Below are 14,940 nucleotides of genomic sequence, written 5' to 3'. Positions count from 1 at the left end.
GAAAGCCGATCGATGCCCCAGGTGGATCCCGAACTCTTCGACCGTGGCCAGTTCCAGGCCGAACTGGCTCTGAAGGCGAGCCCTATCGCCGCGTTCAAGAAGGCCATCCGCCAGGCCCGCGAGGTGCTCGACGAGCGCTTTCGCAGTGGCCGGGACATTCGCCGGCTGATCGAGGACCGCGCCTGGTTCGTCGATAACATCCTGCAAAAGGCCTGGGAACAGTTCAGTTGGAGTGAAGACGCCGATATCGCCCTGGTGGCCGTCGGCGGCTACGGGCGCGGCGAGTTGCACCCTTACTCCGACATCGACCTGCTGATCCTGCTAGACAGTGCAGATCATGAGATCTTTCGCGATTCCATCGAGCGTTTTCTGACGCTGTTGTGGGACATCGGCCTGGAAGTCGGCCAAAGCGTGCGCTCGGTCGACGAATGCGCCGAAGAGGCCCGCGCCGACCTCACCGTCATCACCAACCTCATGGAAAGCCGCACCATCGCCGGCCCCGAGCGCCTGCGCCAGCGCATGCTCGAAGTCACCAGCACCGCGCATATGTGGCCGAGCAAGGACTTCTTCCTGGCCAAGCGTGCCGAGCAGAAGGCACGGCACCACAAGTACAACGACACCGAATACAACCTGGAACCCAACGTCAAAGGCTCGCCCGGTGGCCTGCGGGATATCCAGACGATTTTGTGGGTTGCCCGTCGCCAGTACGGCACCCTGAACCTGCGCGCCCTGGCTGGCGAGGGCTTCCTGGTAGAGAGCGAAAACGCCCTGCTGGCCTCGTCCCAGGAGTTCCTGTGGAAGGTGCGCTACGCCCTGCACATGCTCGCCGGCCGTTCCGAAGACCGCCTGCTGTTCGACCACCAGCGCTCCATCGCCACCCTGCTGGGCTTTGAAGGCGAGGACGCGAAGACCAGCATCGAAAGCTTCATGCAGCAGTATTACCGGGTGGTCATGAGCATTGCCCAGCTCAGCGACCTGATCATCCAGCACTTCGAAGAGGTGATCCTGGCCCCCGAAGACGAAGCGCCGCCGCAGCCGATCAACGCACGCTTCCAACTGCACGACGGCTATATCGAGGCACGCAACGACAACGTGTTCCGCCGCACGCCATTCGCCATGCTGGAAATCTTCGTGCTGATGGCCCAGCAGCCGGAAATCAAAGGCGTACGCGCCGACACCATCCGCCTGCTGCGGGAGAACCGTCACCTGATCGACGACGATTTCCGTAACGATATCCGCAACACCAGCCTGTTCATCGAGCTGTTCAAGTGCAAGATCGGTATCCACCGCAACCTGCGACGCATGAACCGTTACGGCATCCTGGGGCGCTACCTGCCGGAGTTCGGCTTTATCGTCGGACAGATGCAGCACGACCTGTTCCACATCTATACCGTGGACGCCCATACCCTGAACCTGATCAAGCACCTGCGTAAGCTTCAGTACACGCAAGTGTCAGAGAAATTCCCGCTGGCCAGCAAACTCATGGCCAAGCTGCCCAAGCCCGAGCTGATCTACCTGGCCGGCCTGTACCACGACATCGGCAAGGGTCGGCATGGCGACCACTCTGAGGTGGGCGCGGTTGATGCCGAGGCCTTCTGCCAGCGCCACCAACTGCCCGTCTGGGACAGCCGCCTGATCGTCTGGCTGGTGCAGAACCATCTGGTGATGTCGACCACCGCCCAGCGCAAGGACTTGTCCGACCCGCAGGTGATCCACGACTTTGCGCAGATCGTCGGCGATGAAACCCGCCTCGACTACCTGTACGTGCTAACTGTCTCCGACATCAACGCCACCAACCCGACGCTGTGGAACTCCTGGCGTGCCAGCCTGTTGCGCCAGCTCTACACCGAGACCAAGCGCGCCCTGCGCCGTGGCCTGGAGAACCCGGTGGACCGCGAAGAACAGATCCGCCGCACCCAGAGCGCGGCCCTGGACATTCTGGTGCGCGGCGGCAACGATCCGGACGACGTCGAGCAATTGTGGTCGCAACTGGGCGACGATTACTTCTTGCGCCACACCGCCGGCGATGTGGCCTGGCACACTGACGCAATCCTGCAACAGCCCGCCGATGGCGGTCCGCTGGTGCTGATCAAGGAAACCACCCAGCGCGAATTCGAGGGCGGCACGCAGATCTTCATCTACGCGCCGGACCAGCACGACTTCTTCGCCGTGACCGTGGCAGCCATGGACCAGCTCAACCTGAACATCCATGACGCCCGCGTCATCACCTCCAGCAGCCAGTTCACCCTCGACACCTATATCGTGCTCGACACCGATGGCGACTCGATTGGCGATAACCCGGCACGCGTGAAAAAGATCCGCGAAGGCCTGACCGAGGCCCTGCGCAACCCTGACGACTACCCGACCATCATCCAGCGTCGCGTACCGCGCCAACTCAAGCACTTTGCGTTTGCGCCCCAGGTAACCATTTCCAATGACGCCCAGCGCCCGGTGACGGTGCTGGAGCTCAGCGCTCCGGATCGTCCGGGCCTACTGGCGCGCATCGGCGGCATATTCCTGGAGTTCGACCTGTCGTTGCAGAACGCCAAGATTGCGACTCTCGGCGAACGCGTGGAAGACGTGTTCTTCATTACCGATGCCGACAACCAGCCGTTGTCCGATCCGGAACTGTGCCTGCGTTTACAGGAAGCCATCGTCCAGCAGCTAAGCGTCACCCAGGAACCCGGCGTCGAGCTGACACGCCTGACCATATGAATTTTTAACTTTGTAAACACGCCCTTTGTAGGAGCCGGCTTGCCGGCGATGCGAGCACCTTGGTGTATCAGGTACACCGACGCGATGCCATCGCTGGCAAGCCAGCTCCTACAGGGTCTGTGTACACCGTCATAGAGGCTTACATGAACAACGCCCTGAACCAGCTCCAGCCCTACCCGTTCGAGAAACTGCGCGCCCTACTGGGCAGCGTCACGCCGAACCCGGACAAGCGCCCGATTGCGCTGTCCATCGGCGAACCGAAACATAAATCGCCCACCTTCGTGGCCGAAGCATTGAGCAACAACCTCGACCAGATGGCCGTGTACCCGACCACCCTGGGCATCCCAGCCCTGCGCGAAGCCATCGGTGCCTGGTGCGAACGTCGCTTCAACGTGCCCAAGGGCTGGCTCGACCCGGCGCGCAACATCCTGCCGGTCAACGGCACCCGTGAAGCGCTGTTCGCCTTCACCCAGACCGTGGTCAACCGTGGCGACGACGCACTGGTGGTCAGCCCGAACCCGTTCTACCAGATCTACGAAGGCGCCGCGTTCCTGGCCGGAGCCAAGCCGCACTACCTGCCGTGCCTGGACGCCAATGGCTTCAACCCGGACTTCGACGCCGTGACGCCAGACATCTGGAAACGCTGCCAGATCCTGTTCCTGTGCTCGCCGGGCAACCCGACCGGCGCGCTGATCCCGGTCGACACCCTGAAAAAACTCATTGCCCTTGCCGACGAATACGACTTCGTCATCGCCGCCGACGAGTGCTACAGCGAACTGTACTTCGACGAACAAACCCCGCCGCCCGGCCTGTTGAGCGCGTGCGTCGAACTGGGCCGCCAGGACTTCAAGCGCTGCGTGGTGTTCCACAGCCTGTCCAAGCGCTCGAACCTGCCGGGCCTACGCTCCGGTTTTGTGGCCGGCGACGCAGACATCCTCAAGGCCTTCCTGCTGTACCGCACCTACCATGGCTGTGCGATGCCGGTGCAAACCCAACTGGCCAGTATTGCTGCCTGGCAGGACGAAGCCCACGTGCTGGCCAATCGTGACTTGTATCGCGAGAAATTCGACGCAGTACTGGCGATTCTCAAGCCGGTACTGGACGTAGAGAGCCCAGATGGCGGCTTCTATTTGTGGCCGAATGTGAATGGCGACGACGCTGCTTTCTGCCGCGACCTGTTCGTGGAAGAACATGTGACCGTCGTGCCAGGTTCGTACCTGTCGCGGGAGGTGGATGGCTTCAACCCTGGCGCCGGCCGTGTGCGCATGGCGTTGGTTGCGCCGTTGGCGGAGTGTGTGGAAGCGGCTGAGCGGATCCGGGCCTTCATTAGCCGCCGCTAAAACGCTAAAGCCCGTGGTATCTGACAGATATCACGGGCCAAGGTAACAATCGCCGACACTCAATGCTGGAACTTTCCCTGCGTTCAGGACAAATCAGATGACAGATTCGTCACTGACTCCAATGGGAAAACGCCATGATCTCAGCCACCGTTTTTACCCCCTGCTCCCCTCCCCCCACTGATCGCTCGAACGACGGCGTCGATCAACCCGAACGCCTTTCCAGACGTCGACGCAATGTGGGTGAACCCGCTAAATACTGGCCACAAAACAGCACCATCAAGATCGCGATGCACGATTACCCGATGGATGCCCCCTATGTACTGGCAGTCAAAAACGCCGCCAGCGAGTGGTCAACCCATATCAGCCTCACATTCGAGTTCGTATCGGGCGACGAGGGCGACGTTAGAATTACGCAGAACATAGTAGGCGACGCGGGCGGCTCCTCACGGATAGGTAACGACGCTCAACGTGCTTTGTATGGAGCCCCAACGATGAGCCTGCCAATAGATCATACGTTGCCGTCATTCAACCAAACCGTGCTGCATGAGTTCGGGCACATGCTGGGCGCACACCACGCGCATCAACATCCCAATGCCAATGTCCAGTGGAATCATGCTGCTCTTGACATGAACTACCCACAACCCTATCAGCAAACCAACTTTCTACCGCTACTGCGCAGCGAGTCCTACGATTTTTTGCCCTACGATCCAGACTCGATCATGCATTACTCCATCGACCCCGGCTTGACCACTAGCAACGAGTTTCACTCAAGAGGCTCGACACTCAGTGCCGGGGACATTGCCTGGGCAAAAAAAACCTACCCCAGAGCCAATAAGGGCGAAAACGCTACTTTTTCAATCCCAGGTTCGCCTCACTCATATCAAGCTCCGCCAATACCTCCCGCAATACATCATCCGCGATTTCGTGATGCCGACTCAGACTGTACAACTCAAGGCGTTGCGCACGCAGGGCTTTGAGCCGAAGCTTGCGCTCCAACTGGTCCAACTGCTGCGCCAGCATTTGGGCTTCGGTCGAGTCGTTGAACACCTCCAATTGATGGCGATATTCCGACATCAATCGTGCTTTGAGCTCAGCGGCCAATGCCGACTGGGCCGCATCCTGGGTCCCGGCCTCACCGGGCTCTTCGGTTTCCAGGGCATGGATCGCGGCCACGGCGGTTTTCTTCCAGGCTTCGCGCACTTCGTTGTGACGCTTTTCATCGGGGCTCTTTTCGATACCGCGCAACAACAGCGGCAAGGCGATACAGGCGGCAATCAGCGATAAGAGGATCACGCCCGCCGCGATGAAGATCAGCAAGTCACGTTCGGGAAAATCCTGGCCCGGAGCCAGCAGCAAGGGCACCGACATCACACCCGCCAACGTCACCGCACCACGCACGCCGCCGACCGTCAACAGCCAACAGGAACGCGCGGTCGGTACCAGCGTCAGTTCGCTTTTCCCACGCAACCTGCGCAGCAAGCCCGACAGCCGCCAGATGCTCTGCACCCAGATAAAGCGCAGCACCACCAGCACCAGGAAGATCGCGACCACATCCAGGCAGCGATAAAACAGGGTCGGCCACAGTGTCGGCTCATGGCTGACCACCGCCTTGATGATGTCCGGCAGTTGCAGCCCCAGCAGCAAGAAGATCAAGCCATTAAAAGCAAACTCCAGCAGCGACCACACACTGCGATTGAGCAGGCGCGTGCTGGTCTGGCGCGGCAACAGGTCGAGCCAGCTTTGCATCATGCCCGCCGCCACCGCCGACAAAATGCCCGATGCGCCCAAGCGCTCGGCCAGCACATAGGCCGCAAACGGCAGCAGCAACATGAACACCACGTGAGTTGCCGGGTCGTCCCAGCCCCGGGCGATCATCCACGCGCGCAACCGGCCGACCAGCCAACTCAGGGCCACGCCGACCGCCAGGCCACCGACTGCCACCAGCACGAATGTGAGGCTGGCATCCGCCAGGGAAAACACCCCGGTCAACGCCGCCGCCAGGGCGAACTTGAAGGTCACCAGGCCCGAGGCATCATTCATCAAGGCCTCGCCCTGGAGCATGTGCATCAGCGGCGTGGGCAAGCGGTTCTGGGAAATGGCAGACACCGCCACGGCATCCGTCGGCGATAACACGGCCGCCAGGGCGAAGGCCACCGGCAACGGGATCGTCGGCAAAATCCAATGAATGAAGTAACCGGCGCCCACTACGGTAAACAGCACCAGGCCCACCGCCAGTGTCAGGATCGGCCCGCGCAGGCGCCACAACTCGCGCTTGGGCATCCGCCAGCCATCGGAGAACAACAACGGCGGCAGGAACAGAAACAGGAACAACTCGGGGTCCAGCGCCACGTGCAGCCCCAGCGTCGGCCAGGCCAGCAAGGCGCCGGCGGCAATCTGTACTAGGGGCAACGGCAGAGGAATGACACGTCCAACCAGACGCGAAACGCTGACCAGCATCAGCAGGATAAGAACGGTGTAGGCGGTTTGCATAACGCGGGTTTCCCGGACAATCGACTTGCAACGACACACATCAGGCAACAACTCGCCGTTGAAGTGCCATATTAACGACCTATGCTGCCGGCTGGCATTTGCACATAAGTCGCACGCCAGCATGACGAGGGGCACCAGAGACCGCTGGTCATGGCATAATCCGTGACCTTTCGTTTCCACTTGGTCCAAAGGGGGGCAATTCCTTGACCGCTTCAAGCAAAACGTTGCACCTTTTCGGCATCAAAGCCTGCGACACCATGAAAAAGGCGCGCACCTGGCTCGATGAGCACGGCGTCAACTATGAGTTTCACGACTACAAAACGGCCGGTATCGACCGCGAACACTTGACCCAATGGTGCGACGAGCACGGTTGGCAGGTGGTTTTGAACCGTGCGGGCACCACCTTTCGCAAACTCGAAGACGAACGCAAAGCCGATCTCGATCAGTCGAAAGCCATTGAATTGATGCTCGCACAACCTTCGATGATCAAGCGCCCGGTGCTTGATCTCGGTGACAGAACCCTGATTGGCTTCAAGCCAGATAGTTATTCGGCGGCCCTCAAGTAGGCCAGCCCTTTCCATTTTTGTAGAGGTAACAGCATGTCCAATTCCCTGTTCAGCCTGGGCTTCGGCGTCGGCACTCAGAACCGCCAAGGTGCTTGGCTGGAAGTGTTTTACGCACAACCGCTGCTCAACCCGTCGGCAGAAATCATCAACGCCATCACGCCGATCCTCGGCTACACCGAAGGCAACCAGGCGATCACCTTCACCATCAGCCAAGCGCTGCAACTGGCTGATGCGCTCAAGAATGTCGACGCTACCCAAGCCGCGCTGCTCAATCGCCTGGCTGAAAGCCACACGCCACTGGTCGCCACCCTGCTGGCCGAAGACGCCGCACTGACTTCCACGCCTGAGGCCTACCTCAAGCTGCACCTGCTGTCCCACCGCCTGGTAAAGCCCCACGGCCTGAGCCTGGCCGGTGTGTTCCCGCAGTTGCCAAACGTGGCCTGGACCAGCCAGGGCGCGATCGATATCAACGAACTGGCCGAACGCCAGCTGGAAGCCCGCCTGCGTGGCGAGCTGCTGGAAGTGTTCTCGGTGGACAAGTTCCCGAAAATGACCGACTACGTGGTGCCGAGCGGCGTGCGTATCGCTGACGCCGCGCGTATCCGCCTGGGCGCCTACGTCGGCGAAGGCACCACCGTGATGCACGAAGGTTTCGTCAACTTCAACGCCGGCACCGAAGGCCCGGGGATGATTGAAGGCCGTGTATCGGCGGGCGTATTCGTCGGCAAGGGCTCGGACCTGGGCGGTGGTTGCTCCACCATGGGCACCCTGTCGGGCGGTGGCAACATCGTGATCAAGGTTGGCGAAGGCTGCCTGATCGGCGCCAACGCCGGTATCGGTATCCCGCTGGGCGACCGCAACACCGTTGAGTCAGGCCTGTACGTCACTGCCGGCACCAAGGTTGCGCTGCTGGACGAGCAGAACCAACTGGTCAAAGTGGTCAAGGCGCGTGAGCTGGCCGGCCAGCCGGACCTGCTGTTCCGCCGCAACTCCGAGACCGGTGCCGTGGAGTGCAAAACCCACAAATCGGCCATCGAACTGAACGAAGCGCTGCACGCTCACAACTAAGCAGCCACTCGATGCCCCTAGCGGGCCCCGACCCTGGGGCTCGCTTATACGAGTCTTGAACACCATGCTAGTGCCCTCCCCCTGGCGCGCCGACTTTCCGGCCATCGCCACCCTGCAACGGCAAGACCAGACCTACCTGGACAACGCCGCCACCACGCAAAAACCCCAGACCTTGCTGGATGCCATCAGCCATTACTACGCCAACGGCGCAGCGAATGTGCACCGGGCCCAGCATTTGCCAGGCGCCCATGCGACCCAGGCGTTTGAAGACAGCCGCAGCAAGGTCGCGCAGTGGTTGAATGCAGGCGACAGCGGGCAGATTGTGTTCACCCACGGCGCGACCTCTGCGCTGAACCTCTTGGCCTATGGCCTTGAACACTTATTCAATGCGGGCGATGAGATTGTCATCAGCGCCCTGGAACACCACGCCAACCTGCTGCCCTGGCAGCAATTGGCCAAGCGCCGCGCACTGAGCCTGGTGGTACTGCCACTGAGTGATGACGGCGTGATCGACCTGGCTGCCGCTGCCGAGCTGATCGGCCCGCGTACACGGCTACTGGCCGTGAGCCAGCTATCCAACGTGCTCGGCGCCTGGCTGCCGCTGGACGCTCTGATGGCACTCGCCCAGCCACACGGCGCGCTGACCGTAATCGACGGCGCCCAGGGCATCGTCCATGGTCGTCACGACGTGCAGGCCCTGGGTTGCGACTTCTACGTGTTTTCCAGCCATAAGTTGTATGGCCCGGACGGCGTCGGCGTGCTGTTTGGCCGTAACGAGGCCCTGCACCACGTGCGTCACTGGCAGTTCGGCGGCGAGATGGTGCAACAGGCCGATTACCACAGCGCCAGCTTCCGCCCGGCGCCGCTGGGTTTCGAGGCCGGCACCCCGCCGATCGCCAGCGTGATCGGCCTGGGCGCCAGCCTGGATTACCTGAGTTCGCTGGATCAACAGGCCGTGATTGCCCATGAAGCGGCGTTGCATGACTACCTGTTGCGCGGGCTCAAGGCGCGCAATGGCGTGCGCGTGCTGGGTTCGCCCCAGGTGGCGTTGGTCAGCTTTGTGGTCGACGGCGTGCATAACGCCGACCTCGCGCACCTGCTGACCGAGCAAGGCATCGCCGTGCGCGCCGGGCATCACTGCGCCATGCCGTTGCTAAAGGCGATGCATCTGTCGGGGGCGATTCGTGTGTCCCTGGCGCTGTATAACGATTCCGATGACCTGGAACGCTTCTTTGAGGCACTGGATCAATCCTTGGATATGCTGCGATGAACTTGCCGGTGGAGGCAGTGGCCGCGCTGGAGGCTTTTCAGGCTGTCGGCAGTTGGGAACAGCGCGCACGGATGCTGATGCAATGGGGTGAGCGCCTGCCGGCCCTGGCGGATGAGGATAAAGTCGACGCCAACCTCGTGCAGGGCTGCGAAAGCCTGGTGTGGCTGGTCGGCCGTCTGCACAATGGCCACTGGCAGTTCGCCGCGAGTAGCGATGCACGCATGATCCGTGGGCTGGTGGCCTTGCTGCTGGCACGGGTCAACGGTTTGTCTGCCGCCGAGTTGCAGGCAGTCGACCTGCCTGACTGGTTTGCCCAACTGGGCTTGTCACGCCAGCTTTCACCCTCGCGCAGCAACGGGCTCAACGCGGTCCTTCAACGCATGCGCGCACTGAGCGTGAGCCAGGCTTAAATTCTTCATTCACGGCTACGTCTCTCTGGAACGGCGATCTCTGCAGTATCGCTTTCGGTCCACTGGAGTTGTGCCATGTCCAAGCCTGTGCTCCCTTCTACCCCTGCCGCCTGGCAATTTGCCGACGCCTCGCATCGCCAGCCAAGCCTGTCCGAAGTCAATGCAAGCGTGAATGTTCCCGCGACGGGCACTTGGCTACGCCGCTTGCTGGCGTTTTCCGGGCCGGGCTACATGGTGTCGGTCGGCTACATGGACCCCGGCAACTGGGCGACCGATCTGGCCGGTGGCGCGCAATTTGGCTACACGCTACTGTGCGTCATCCTGCTGTCAAACCTGATGGCCATCTTGCTGCAAGCATTGTCGGCACGCCTGGGCATCGCCACCGGGCGCGACCTGGCGCAGGCGTGCCGCGATCATTACCCGCGTCCGGTCAGCTTCGCCCTTTGGGTCATCTGCGAACTGGCGATCATCGCCTGCGACCTGGCCGAAGTCATCGGCACCGCCATCGCCCTGAAACTGCTGTTTGGCATTCCGCTGATGGGCGGCGTGCTACTGACCACGCTGGACGTCTTCCTGCTGCTGCTTTTAATGAACAAGGGCTTCCGCTTCCTGGAAGCCTTTGTGATTGCCCTGTTGATCGTCATCGGCACCTGCTTTGCAGTGCAGGTCGCCGCCGCCGCGCCGCCAATCGCTGCGATTATCAACGGCTTTATTCCATCCACTGAAGTGGTGACCAACCCGGCCATGCTCTACATCGCCATCGGCATCCTCGGGGCGACGGTCATGCCGCATAACCTGTACCTGCACTCCTCGATCGTGCAAACCCGCAATTACCCACGCGACAACCCCGGCAAACGCGACGCCATCAAGTGGGCGACGACCGACAGCAGCATCGCGCTGATGCTGGCGCTGTTTATCAACGCGGCGATTCTGATTGTCGGGGCAGCGGCGTTTCACACCAGCGGGCACACGGATGTGGCTGAAATCGAACAGGCCTTTGAACTGCTTTCGCCGCTGTTGGGTTTAAGCATTGCGTCGACGCTATTCGCAGTGGCCCTGCTGGCATCGGGCGTCAACTCCACGGTGACAGCGACGCTGGCCGGGCAGATCGTGATGGAAGGCTTCCTGCGCCTGCGCTTGCCGCACTGGATGCGCCGCCTGCTGACACGGGGTCTGGCGGTGATTCCGGTGATTATCGTCACTGCGCTGTATGGCGAGAAAGGCACGGCACAGTTATTGATCTTCAGCCAAGTGGTGCTGTCGATGCAGTTGCCCTTCGCAGCGATTCCGCTGGTGCGGTTCGTCACCGACCGGCGCAAGATGGGCGAGTTTGTGGTGTCCACCTGGGTCGCCGTGCTGGCGTGGGCAGTTACCGCCGTGATCGTGGTACTGAACCTCAAGCTGCTGTACGACTTTGCGCTAGCCTGAGGCCCAACCCGTCAGGCGTTTTTGACCCGCTCTGAAGGCCGGCGCACGCCGGCCACAATCTTATCCACCGCCTTGGTGGCCGCCACCATGCCGAACGTGGCCGTCACCATCATCACCGCACCAAAGCCGCCCGCGCAGTCCAGCTTCACGCCATCCCCGACAAAACTCTTCTGCAAACAAATGCTGCCGTCCGGCTTGGGATAGCGCAGCTGTTCGGTGGAAAACACACACGGCACGCTGTAATGACGGGTCACGGTGCGGGAGAAGTTGTAGTCGCGGCGCAGGGTCGAGCGCACTTTCGACGCCAAAGGGTCATTGAAGGTGCGGTTCAGGTCGCAGACCTGGATCAACGTCGGGTCGATCTGCCCGCCGGCGCCACCGGTGGTGATGATCTGGATCTTGCGGCGCTTGCACCAGGCGATCAGCGCGGCCTTGGCGTTGACCGCGTCGATGCAGTCGATCACGCAATCGATGTCTGGCGTGATGTATTCGGCCATGGTGTCGCGGGTCACGAAGTCCGCCACCGCATGCACCGTGCAATCCGGGTTGATACCGCGCAGGCGCTCAGCCATCACCTCGACCTTGGGCTTACCCACGGTGCTGTCCAGCGCGTGCAACTGACGGTTGCTGTTGCTGACGCAGACGTCGTCCAGGTCAAACAGCGAAATCTCGCCGACCCCGCAACGGGCGATCGCTTCCGCCGCCCACGAACCCACGCCGCCGACGCCGACGATCGCCACATGGGCCGCTTTCAAGCGTTCCAGGCCTTCTATGCCATACAAGCGGGCGACGCCTGCAAACCGCGGATCTTCTGTACTCATGACCATTACCCCAAAAACCGGCGCGCATTATGGACTACAGAGCGACAAGTTCGAAGCGACAAGCTACAAGTAAAGAACTTAGATGGCCTTTCGCTGACTAATGTCCGGTTTTTCTCTGCTTGCTGTACGGTCAGGGAAGGGCCGGTGTAGGATGCGCGCCGTTCGGCGCAGGCCGACACCTCTTTTCGTTCCACACCCTTTGGAACCCGAAATAGCCATGGCATCGCGTAAATTTGGACTCAACCTGGTGATCGTGCTGGCAATCGCCGCGCTGTTCACCGGTTTCTGGGCGCTGATCAACCGCCCCGTCACCACCCCCAATTGGCCTGAACAGATCTCCGGTTTTTCCTACTCGCCGTTCCAGCAAGGCCAGTACCCGCAGAAAGACCAGTACCCGACCGACGACCAGATGCGTCGCGACCTCGAGATCATGAGCAAGCTGACGGACAACATCCGTACCTACTCGGTCGACGGCACCCTGGGGGATATCCCCAAGCTGGCGGAAGAGTTCGGCCTGCGCGTGACCCTGGGGATCTGGATCAGCCCGGACCTTGAGCGCAACGAGCGAGAAATCCAGCGCGCCATCGAAATCGCCAACAGCTCGCGCAGTGTCGTGCGGGTGGTGGTCGGCAACGAAGCGCTGTTCCGTGAAGAAATCACCCCTGAAGCGTTGATCGTGCTGCTGGACCGGGTGCGCGCCGCCGTGAAAGTACCGGTGACCACGTCCGAGCAATGGCATATCTGGGAAAAGAACCCGCAACTGGCCAAGCACGTCGACCTGATCGCCGCGCACATCCTGCCGTTCTGGGAATACATCCCGATGGACAAGGCCGGCCAGTACGTACTCGACCGCGCCCGCGACCTGAAGAAACTGTTCCCGAAAAAACCGCTGCTGCTGTCGGAAGTGGGCTGGCCGAGCAACGGCCGCATGCGCGGGGGCAATGAAACCTCCCCGGCCGACCAGGCGATCTACCTGCGGACGCTGGTAAACAAGCTGAATCGCCAGGGCTTCAACTACTTCGTGATCGAGGCCTTCGATCAGCCGTGGAAAGTCAGCGACGAAGGCTCGGCGGGCGCTTACTGGGGCGTGTACAACGCCGCACGCCAGCAGAAATTCAACTTTGAAGGGCCAGTGGTCGCGATCCCGCAATGGCGCGTGCTGGCCATCGGTTCGGTGGTGCTCGCGCTGCTGTCCCTGACCCTGTTGATGATCGACGGCTCGGCGCTGCGCCAACGCGGCCGTACCTTCCTGACCTTTATCGCGTTCCTCTGCGGTTCGGTGCTGGTGTGGATCGGCTACGACTACAGCCAGCAATACAGCACCTGGTTCAGTGTCACCGTGGGCATCCTTCTCGCCCTCGGCGCCCTGGGCGTGTTTATCGTGTTGCTGACCGAAGCCCACGAACTGGCGGAAGCGGTGTGGACCCACAAGCGTCGGCGTGAATTCCTGCCGGTTGAAGGGGACTCGGACTACCGTCCGAAAGTGTCGATCCATGTGCCGTGCTACAACGAACCGCCGGAGATGGTCAAACAGACCCTCGACGCCCTGGCGGCACTGGATTACCCGGACTACGAAGTCCTGATCATCGACAACAACACCAAGGACCCAGCGGTATGGGAACCGGTGCGCGACTACTGCGAAACCCTGGGCCCGCGCTTCAAGTTCTTCCACGTCGCGCCCCTGGCCGGGTTCAAGGGTGGCGCGCTGAACTACCTGATCCCGCACACCGCCAAGGACGCCGAAGTGATCGCGGTGATCGACTCGGACTACTGCGTATCGCCGAACTGGCTCAAGCACATGGTGCCGCACTTCGCCGACCCGAAAATCGCCGTGGTGCAGTCGCCGCAGGATTATCGCGACCAGAACGAAAGCACCTTCAAGAAGCTCTGCTACGCGGAATACAAGGGCTTCTTCCATATCGGCATGGTCACCCGCAACGACCGTGACGCGATCATCCAGCACGGCACCATGACCATGACCCGTCGCTCGGTGCTTGAAGAACTGGGCTGGGCCGACTGGTGCATCTGCGAAGATGCCGAACTCGGCCTACGCGTATTCGAGAAAGGCCTGTCGGCGGCGTATTACCACGACAGCTATGGCAAGGGCCTGATGCCGGATACCTTTATCGACTTCAAGAAACAGCGTTTCCGCTGGGCTTACGGCGCGATCCAGATCATCAAGCGTCACACCGCAAGCCTGTTGCGCGGCAAGGACACCGAGTTGACCCGTGGCCAGCGCTACCACTTCCTCGCGGGCTGGCTGCCGTGGGTGGCGGACGGCATGAACATCTTCTTCACCGTCGGCGCGTTGTTGTGGTCGGCGGCGATGATCATCGTGCCGACACGGGTTGACCCGCCGCTGCTGATTTTCGCGATCCCGCCGTTGGCGTTGTTTGTGTTCAAGGTGGGCAAGATCATCTTCCTCTACCGTCGCGCGGTAGGCGTGAACTTGAAGGATGCGTTTTGCGCGGCCCTGGCCGGCCTGGCGTTGTCACACACCATTGCCAAGGCGGTGCTGTATGGCTTCTTCACCACCAGCATTCCGTTCTTCCGCACCCCGAAAAACGCGGATAACCACGGTTTCTGGGTGGCGATTTCCGAAGCTCGCGAAGAAATGTTCATCATGCTGCTGTTGTGGGGCGCGGCACTGGGGATTTACCTGGTGCAGGGCCTGCCAAGCAATGACATCCGCTTCTGGGTGGTGATGTTGCTGGTGCAGTCGCTGCCGTATGTGGCGGCACTGATCATGGCGTTCCTGTCTTCGCTGCCGAAACCTGCGGCGGCGCCGGAACCCGCGCCAGCGGCGTAAAAACTTGCTCAATGCACTAAACG

General features: G+C 61.2%; 10 protein-coding genes and 1 pseudogene. 9 read left to right on the top strand and 2 right to left on the bottom strand.

The window, feature by feature from the left end; genetic code table 11:
• Positions 1-12 precede the first annotated feature (12 nt).
• The 3 genes and pseudogenes from HX868_RS14175 to HX868_RS31220 form a co-directional block, all read left to right on the top strand.
• On the top strand, positions 13-2,715 hold the full coding sequence (locus tag HX868_RS14175) for a [protein-PII] uridylyltransferase (RefSeq protein WP_061435544.1): 2,703 nt from the start codon (positions 13-15) through the stop codon (positions 2,713-2,715).
• 143 nt (positions 2,716-2,858) lie between these two features.
• On the top strand, positions 2,859-4,055 hold the full coding sequence (gene dapC / locus HX868_RS14170; RefSeq protein WP_177003305.1) for a succinyldiaminopimelate transaminase: 1,197 nt from the start codon (positions 2,859-2,861) through the stop codon (positions 4,053-4,055).
• A gap of 134 nt (positions 4,056-4,189) precedes the next feature.
• Positions 4,190-4,726, top strand: a pseudogene (locus HX868_RS31220) (zinc metalloprotease); the annotation flags it as partial.
• A 175-nt stretch (positions 4,727-4,901) separates the two neighbouring features.
• On the opposite strand, the gene HX868_RS14165 reads toward HX868_RS31220, so the two are convergent.
• Positions 4,902-6,545, bottom strand: coding sequence for a Na+/H+ antiporter (locus HX868_RS14165; RefSeq protein WP_123476543.1), 1,644 nt, complete (start codon positions 6,543-6,545; stop codon positions 4,902-4,904).
• A 257-nt stretch (positions 6,546-6,802) separates the two neighbouring features.
• Here HX868_RS14165 and HX868_RS14160 point away from each other — a divergent pair, with 257 nt between their 5' ends.
• The 5 genes from HX868_RS14160 to HX868_RS14140 all read left to right on the top strand — a co-directional run bounded on the left by HX868_RS14160 (position 6,803) and on the right by HX868_RS14140 (position 11,287).
• Positions 6,803-7,111, top strand: coding sequence for an arsenate reductase (locus HX868_RS14160; RefSeq protein WP_236318523.1), 309 nt, complete (start codon positions 6,803-6,805; stop codon positions 7,109-7,111).
• Between the two features lie 33 nt (positions 7,112-7,144).
• Positions 7,145-8,179: a 2,3,4,5-tetrahydropyridine-2,6-dicarboxylate N-succinyltransferase gene (gene dapD, locus HX868_RS14155; RefSeq protein WP_177003304.1), complete on the top strand. Its 1,035-nt coding sequence runs from the start codon at positions 7,145-7,147 to the stop codon at positions 8,177-8,179.
• 64 nt (positions 8,180-8,243) lie between these two features.
• Positions 8,244-9,449 (top strand): aminotransferase class V-fold PLP-dependent enzyme, encoded by a 1,206-nt coding sequence (locus HX868_RS14150; protein WP_177003303.1) that lies wholly within the window; start codon positions 8,244-8,246, stop codon positions 9,447-9,449.
• On the top strand, positions 9,446-9,859 hold the full coding sequence (locus tag HX868_RS14145; RefSeq protein ID WP_177003302.1) for a SufE family protein: 414 nt from the start codon (positions 9,446-9,448) through the stop codon (positions 9,857-9,859). Before HX868_RS14150 ends, HX868_RS14145 begins: the two co-directional genes overlap by 4 nt.
• 75 nt (positions 9,860-9,934) lie before the next feature.
• Positions 9,935-11,287 (top strand): Nramp family divalent metal transporter, encoded by a 1,353-nt coding sequence (locus HX868_RS14140; RefSeq protein ID WP_177003301.1) that lies wholly within the window; start codon positions 9,935-9,937, stop codon positions 11,285-11,287.
• 11 nt (positions 11,288-11,298) lie between these two features.
• Here the strand turns inward: HX868_RS14140 and tcdA are convergent, their stop codons facing one another.
• On the bottom strand, positions 11,299-12,108 hold the full coding sequence (gene tcdA, locus HX868_RS14135) for a tRNA cyclic N6-threonylcarbamoyladenosine(37) synthase TcdA (RefSeq protein ID WP_016975834.1): 810 nt from the start codon (positions 12,106-12,108) through the stop codon (positions 11,299-11,301).
• 217 nt (positions 12,109-12,325) lie between these two features.
• Here tcdA and HX868_RS14130 point away from each other — a divergent pair, with 217 nt between their 5' ends.
• Positions 12,326-14,917: a glycosyltransferase gene (locus HX868_RS14130; protein WP_033902802.1), complete on the top strand. Its 2,592-nt coding sequence runs from the start codon at positions 12,326-12,328 to the stop codon at positions 14,915-14,917.
• Positions 14,918-14,940 lie beyond the last annotated feature (23 nt).

The sequence above is a fragment of the Pseudomonas reactans genome, assembly GCF_013385825.1.
Taxonomy (GTDB): domain Bacteria; phylum Pseudomonadota; class Gammaproteobacteria; order Pseudomonadales; family Pseudomonadaceae; genus Aquipseudomonas; species Aquipseudomonas reactans.
The sequence above is the reverse complement of the archived record's forward strand: the minus strand, read 5'-3'. Positions and strand labels throughout refer to the sequence as shown.

Excerpts from the sequence above, each read along its gene's own strand:
- HX868_RS14175 (WP_061435544.1), top strand. The coding sequence starts at position 13 with ATGCCCCAGGTGGATCCCGAACTCTTCGACCGTGGCCAGTTCCAGGCC.
- dapC (WP_177003305.1), top strand. The coding sequence starts at position 2,859 with ATGAACAACGCCCTGAACCAGCTCCAGCCCTACCCGTTCGAGAAACTG.
- HX868_RS14165 (WP_123476543.1), bottom strand. The coding sequence starts at position 6,545 with ATGCAAACCGCCTACACCGTTCTTATCCTGCTGATGCTGGTCAGCGTT.
- HX868_RS14160 (WP_236318523.1), top strand. The coding sequence starts at position 6,803 with ATGAAAAAGGCGCGCACCTGGCTCGATGAGCACGGCGTCAACTATGAG.
- dapD (WP_177003304.1), top strand. The coding sequence starts at position 7,145 with ATGTCCAATTCCCTGTTCAGCCTGGGCTTCGGCGTCGGCACTCAGAAC.
- HX868_RS14150 (WP_177003303.1), top strand. The coding sequence starts at position 8,244 with ATGCTAGTGCCCTCCCCCTGGCGCGCCGACTTTCCGGCCATCGCCACC.
- HX868_RS14145 (WP_177003302.1), top strand. The coding sequence starts at position 9,446 with ATGAACTTGCCGGTGGAGGCAGTGGCCGCGCTGGAGGCTTTTCAGGCT.
- HX868_RS14140 (WP_177003301.1), top strand. The coding sequence starts at position 9,935 with ATGTCCAAGCCTGTGCTCCCTTCTACCCCTGCCGCCTGGCAATTTGCC.
- tcdA (WP_016975834.1), bottom strand. The coding sequence starts at position 12,108 with ATGAGTACAGAAGATCCGCGGTTTGCAGGCGTCGCCCGCTTGTATGGC.
- HX868_RS14130 (WP_033902802.1), top strand. The coding sequence starts at position 12,326 with ATGGCATCGCGTAAATTTGGACTCAACCTGGTGATCGTGCTGGCAATC.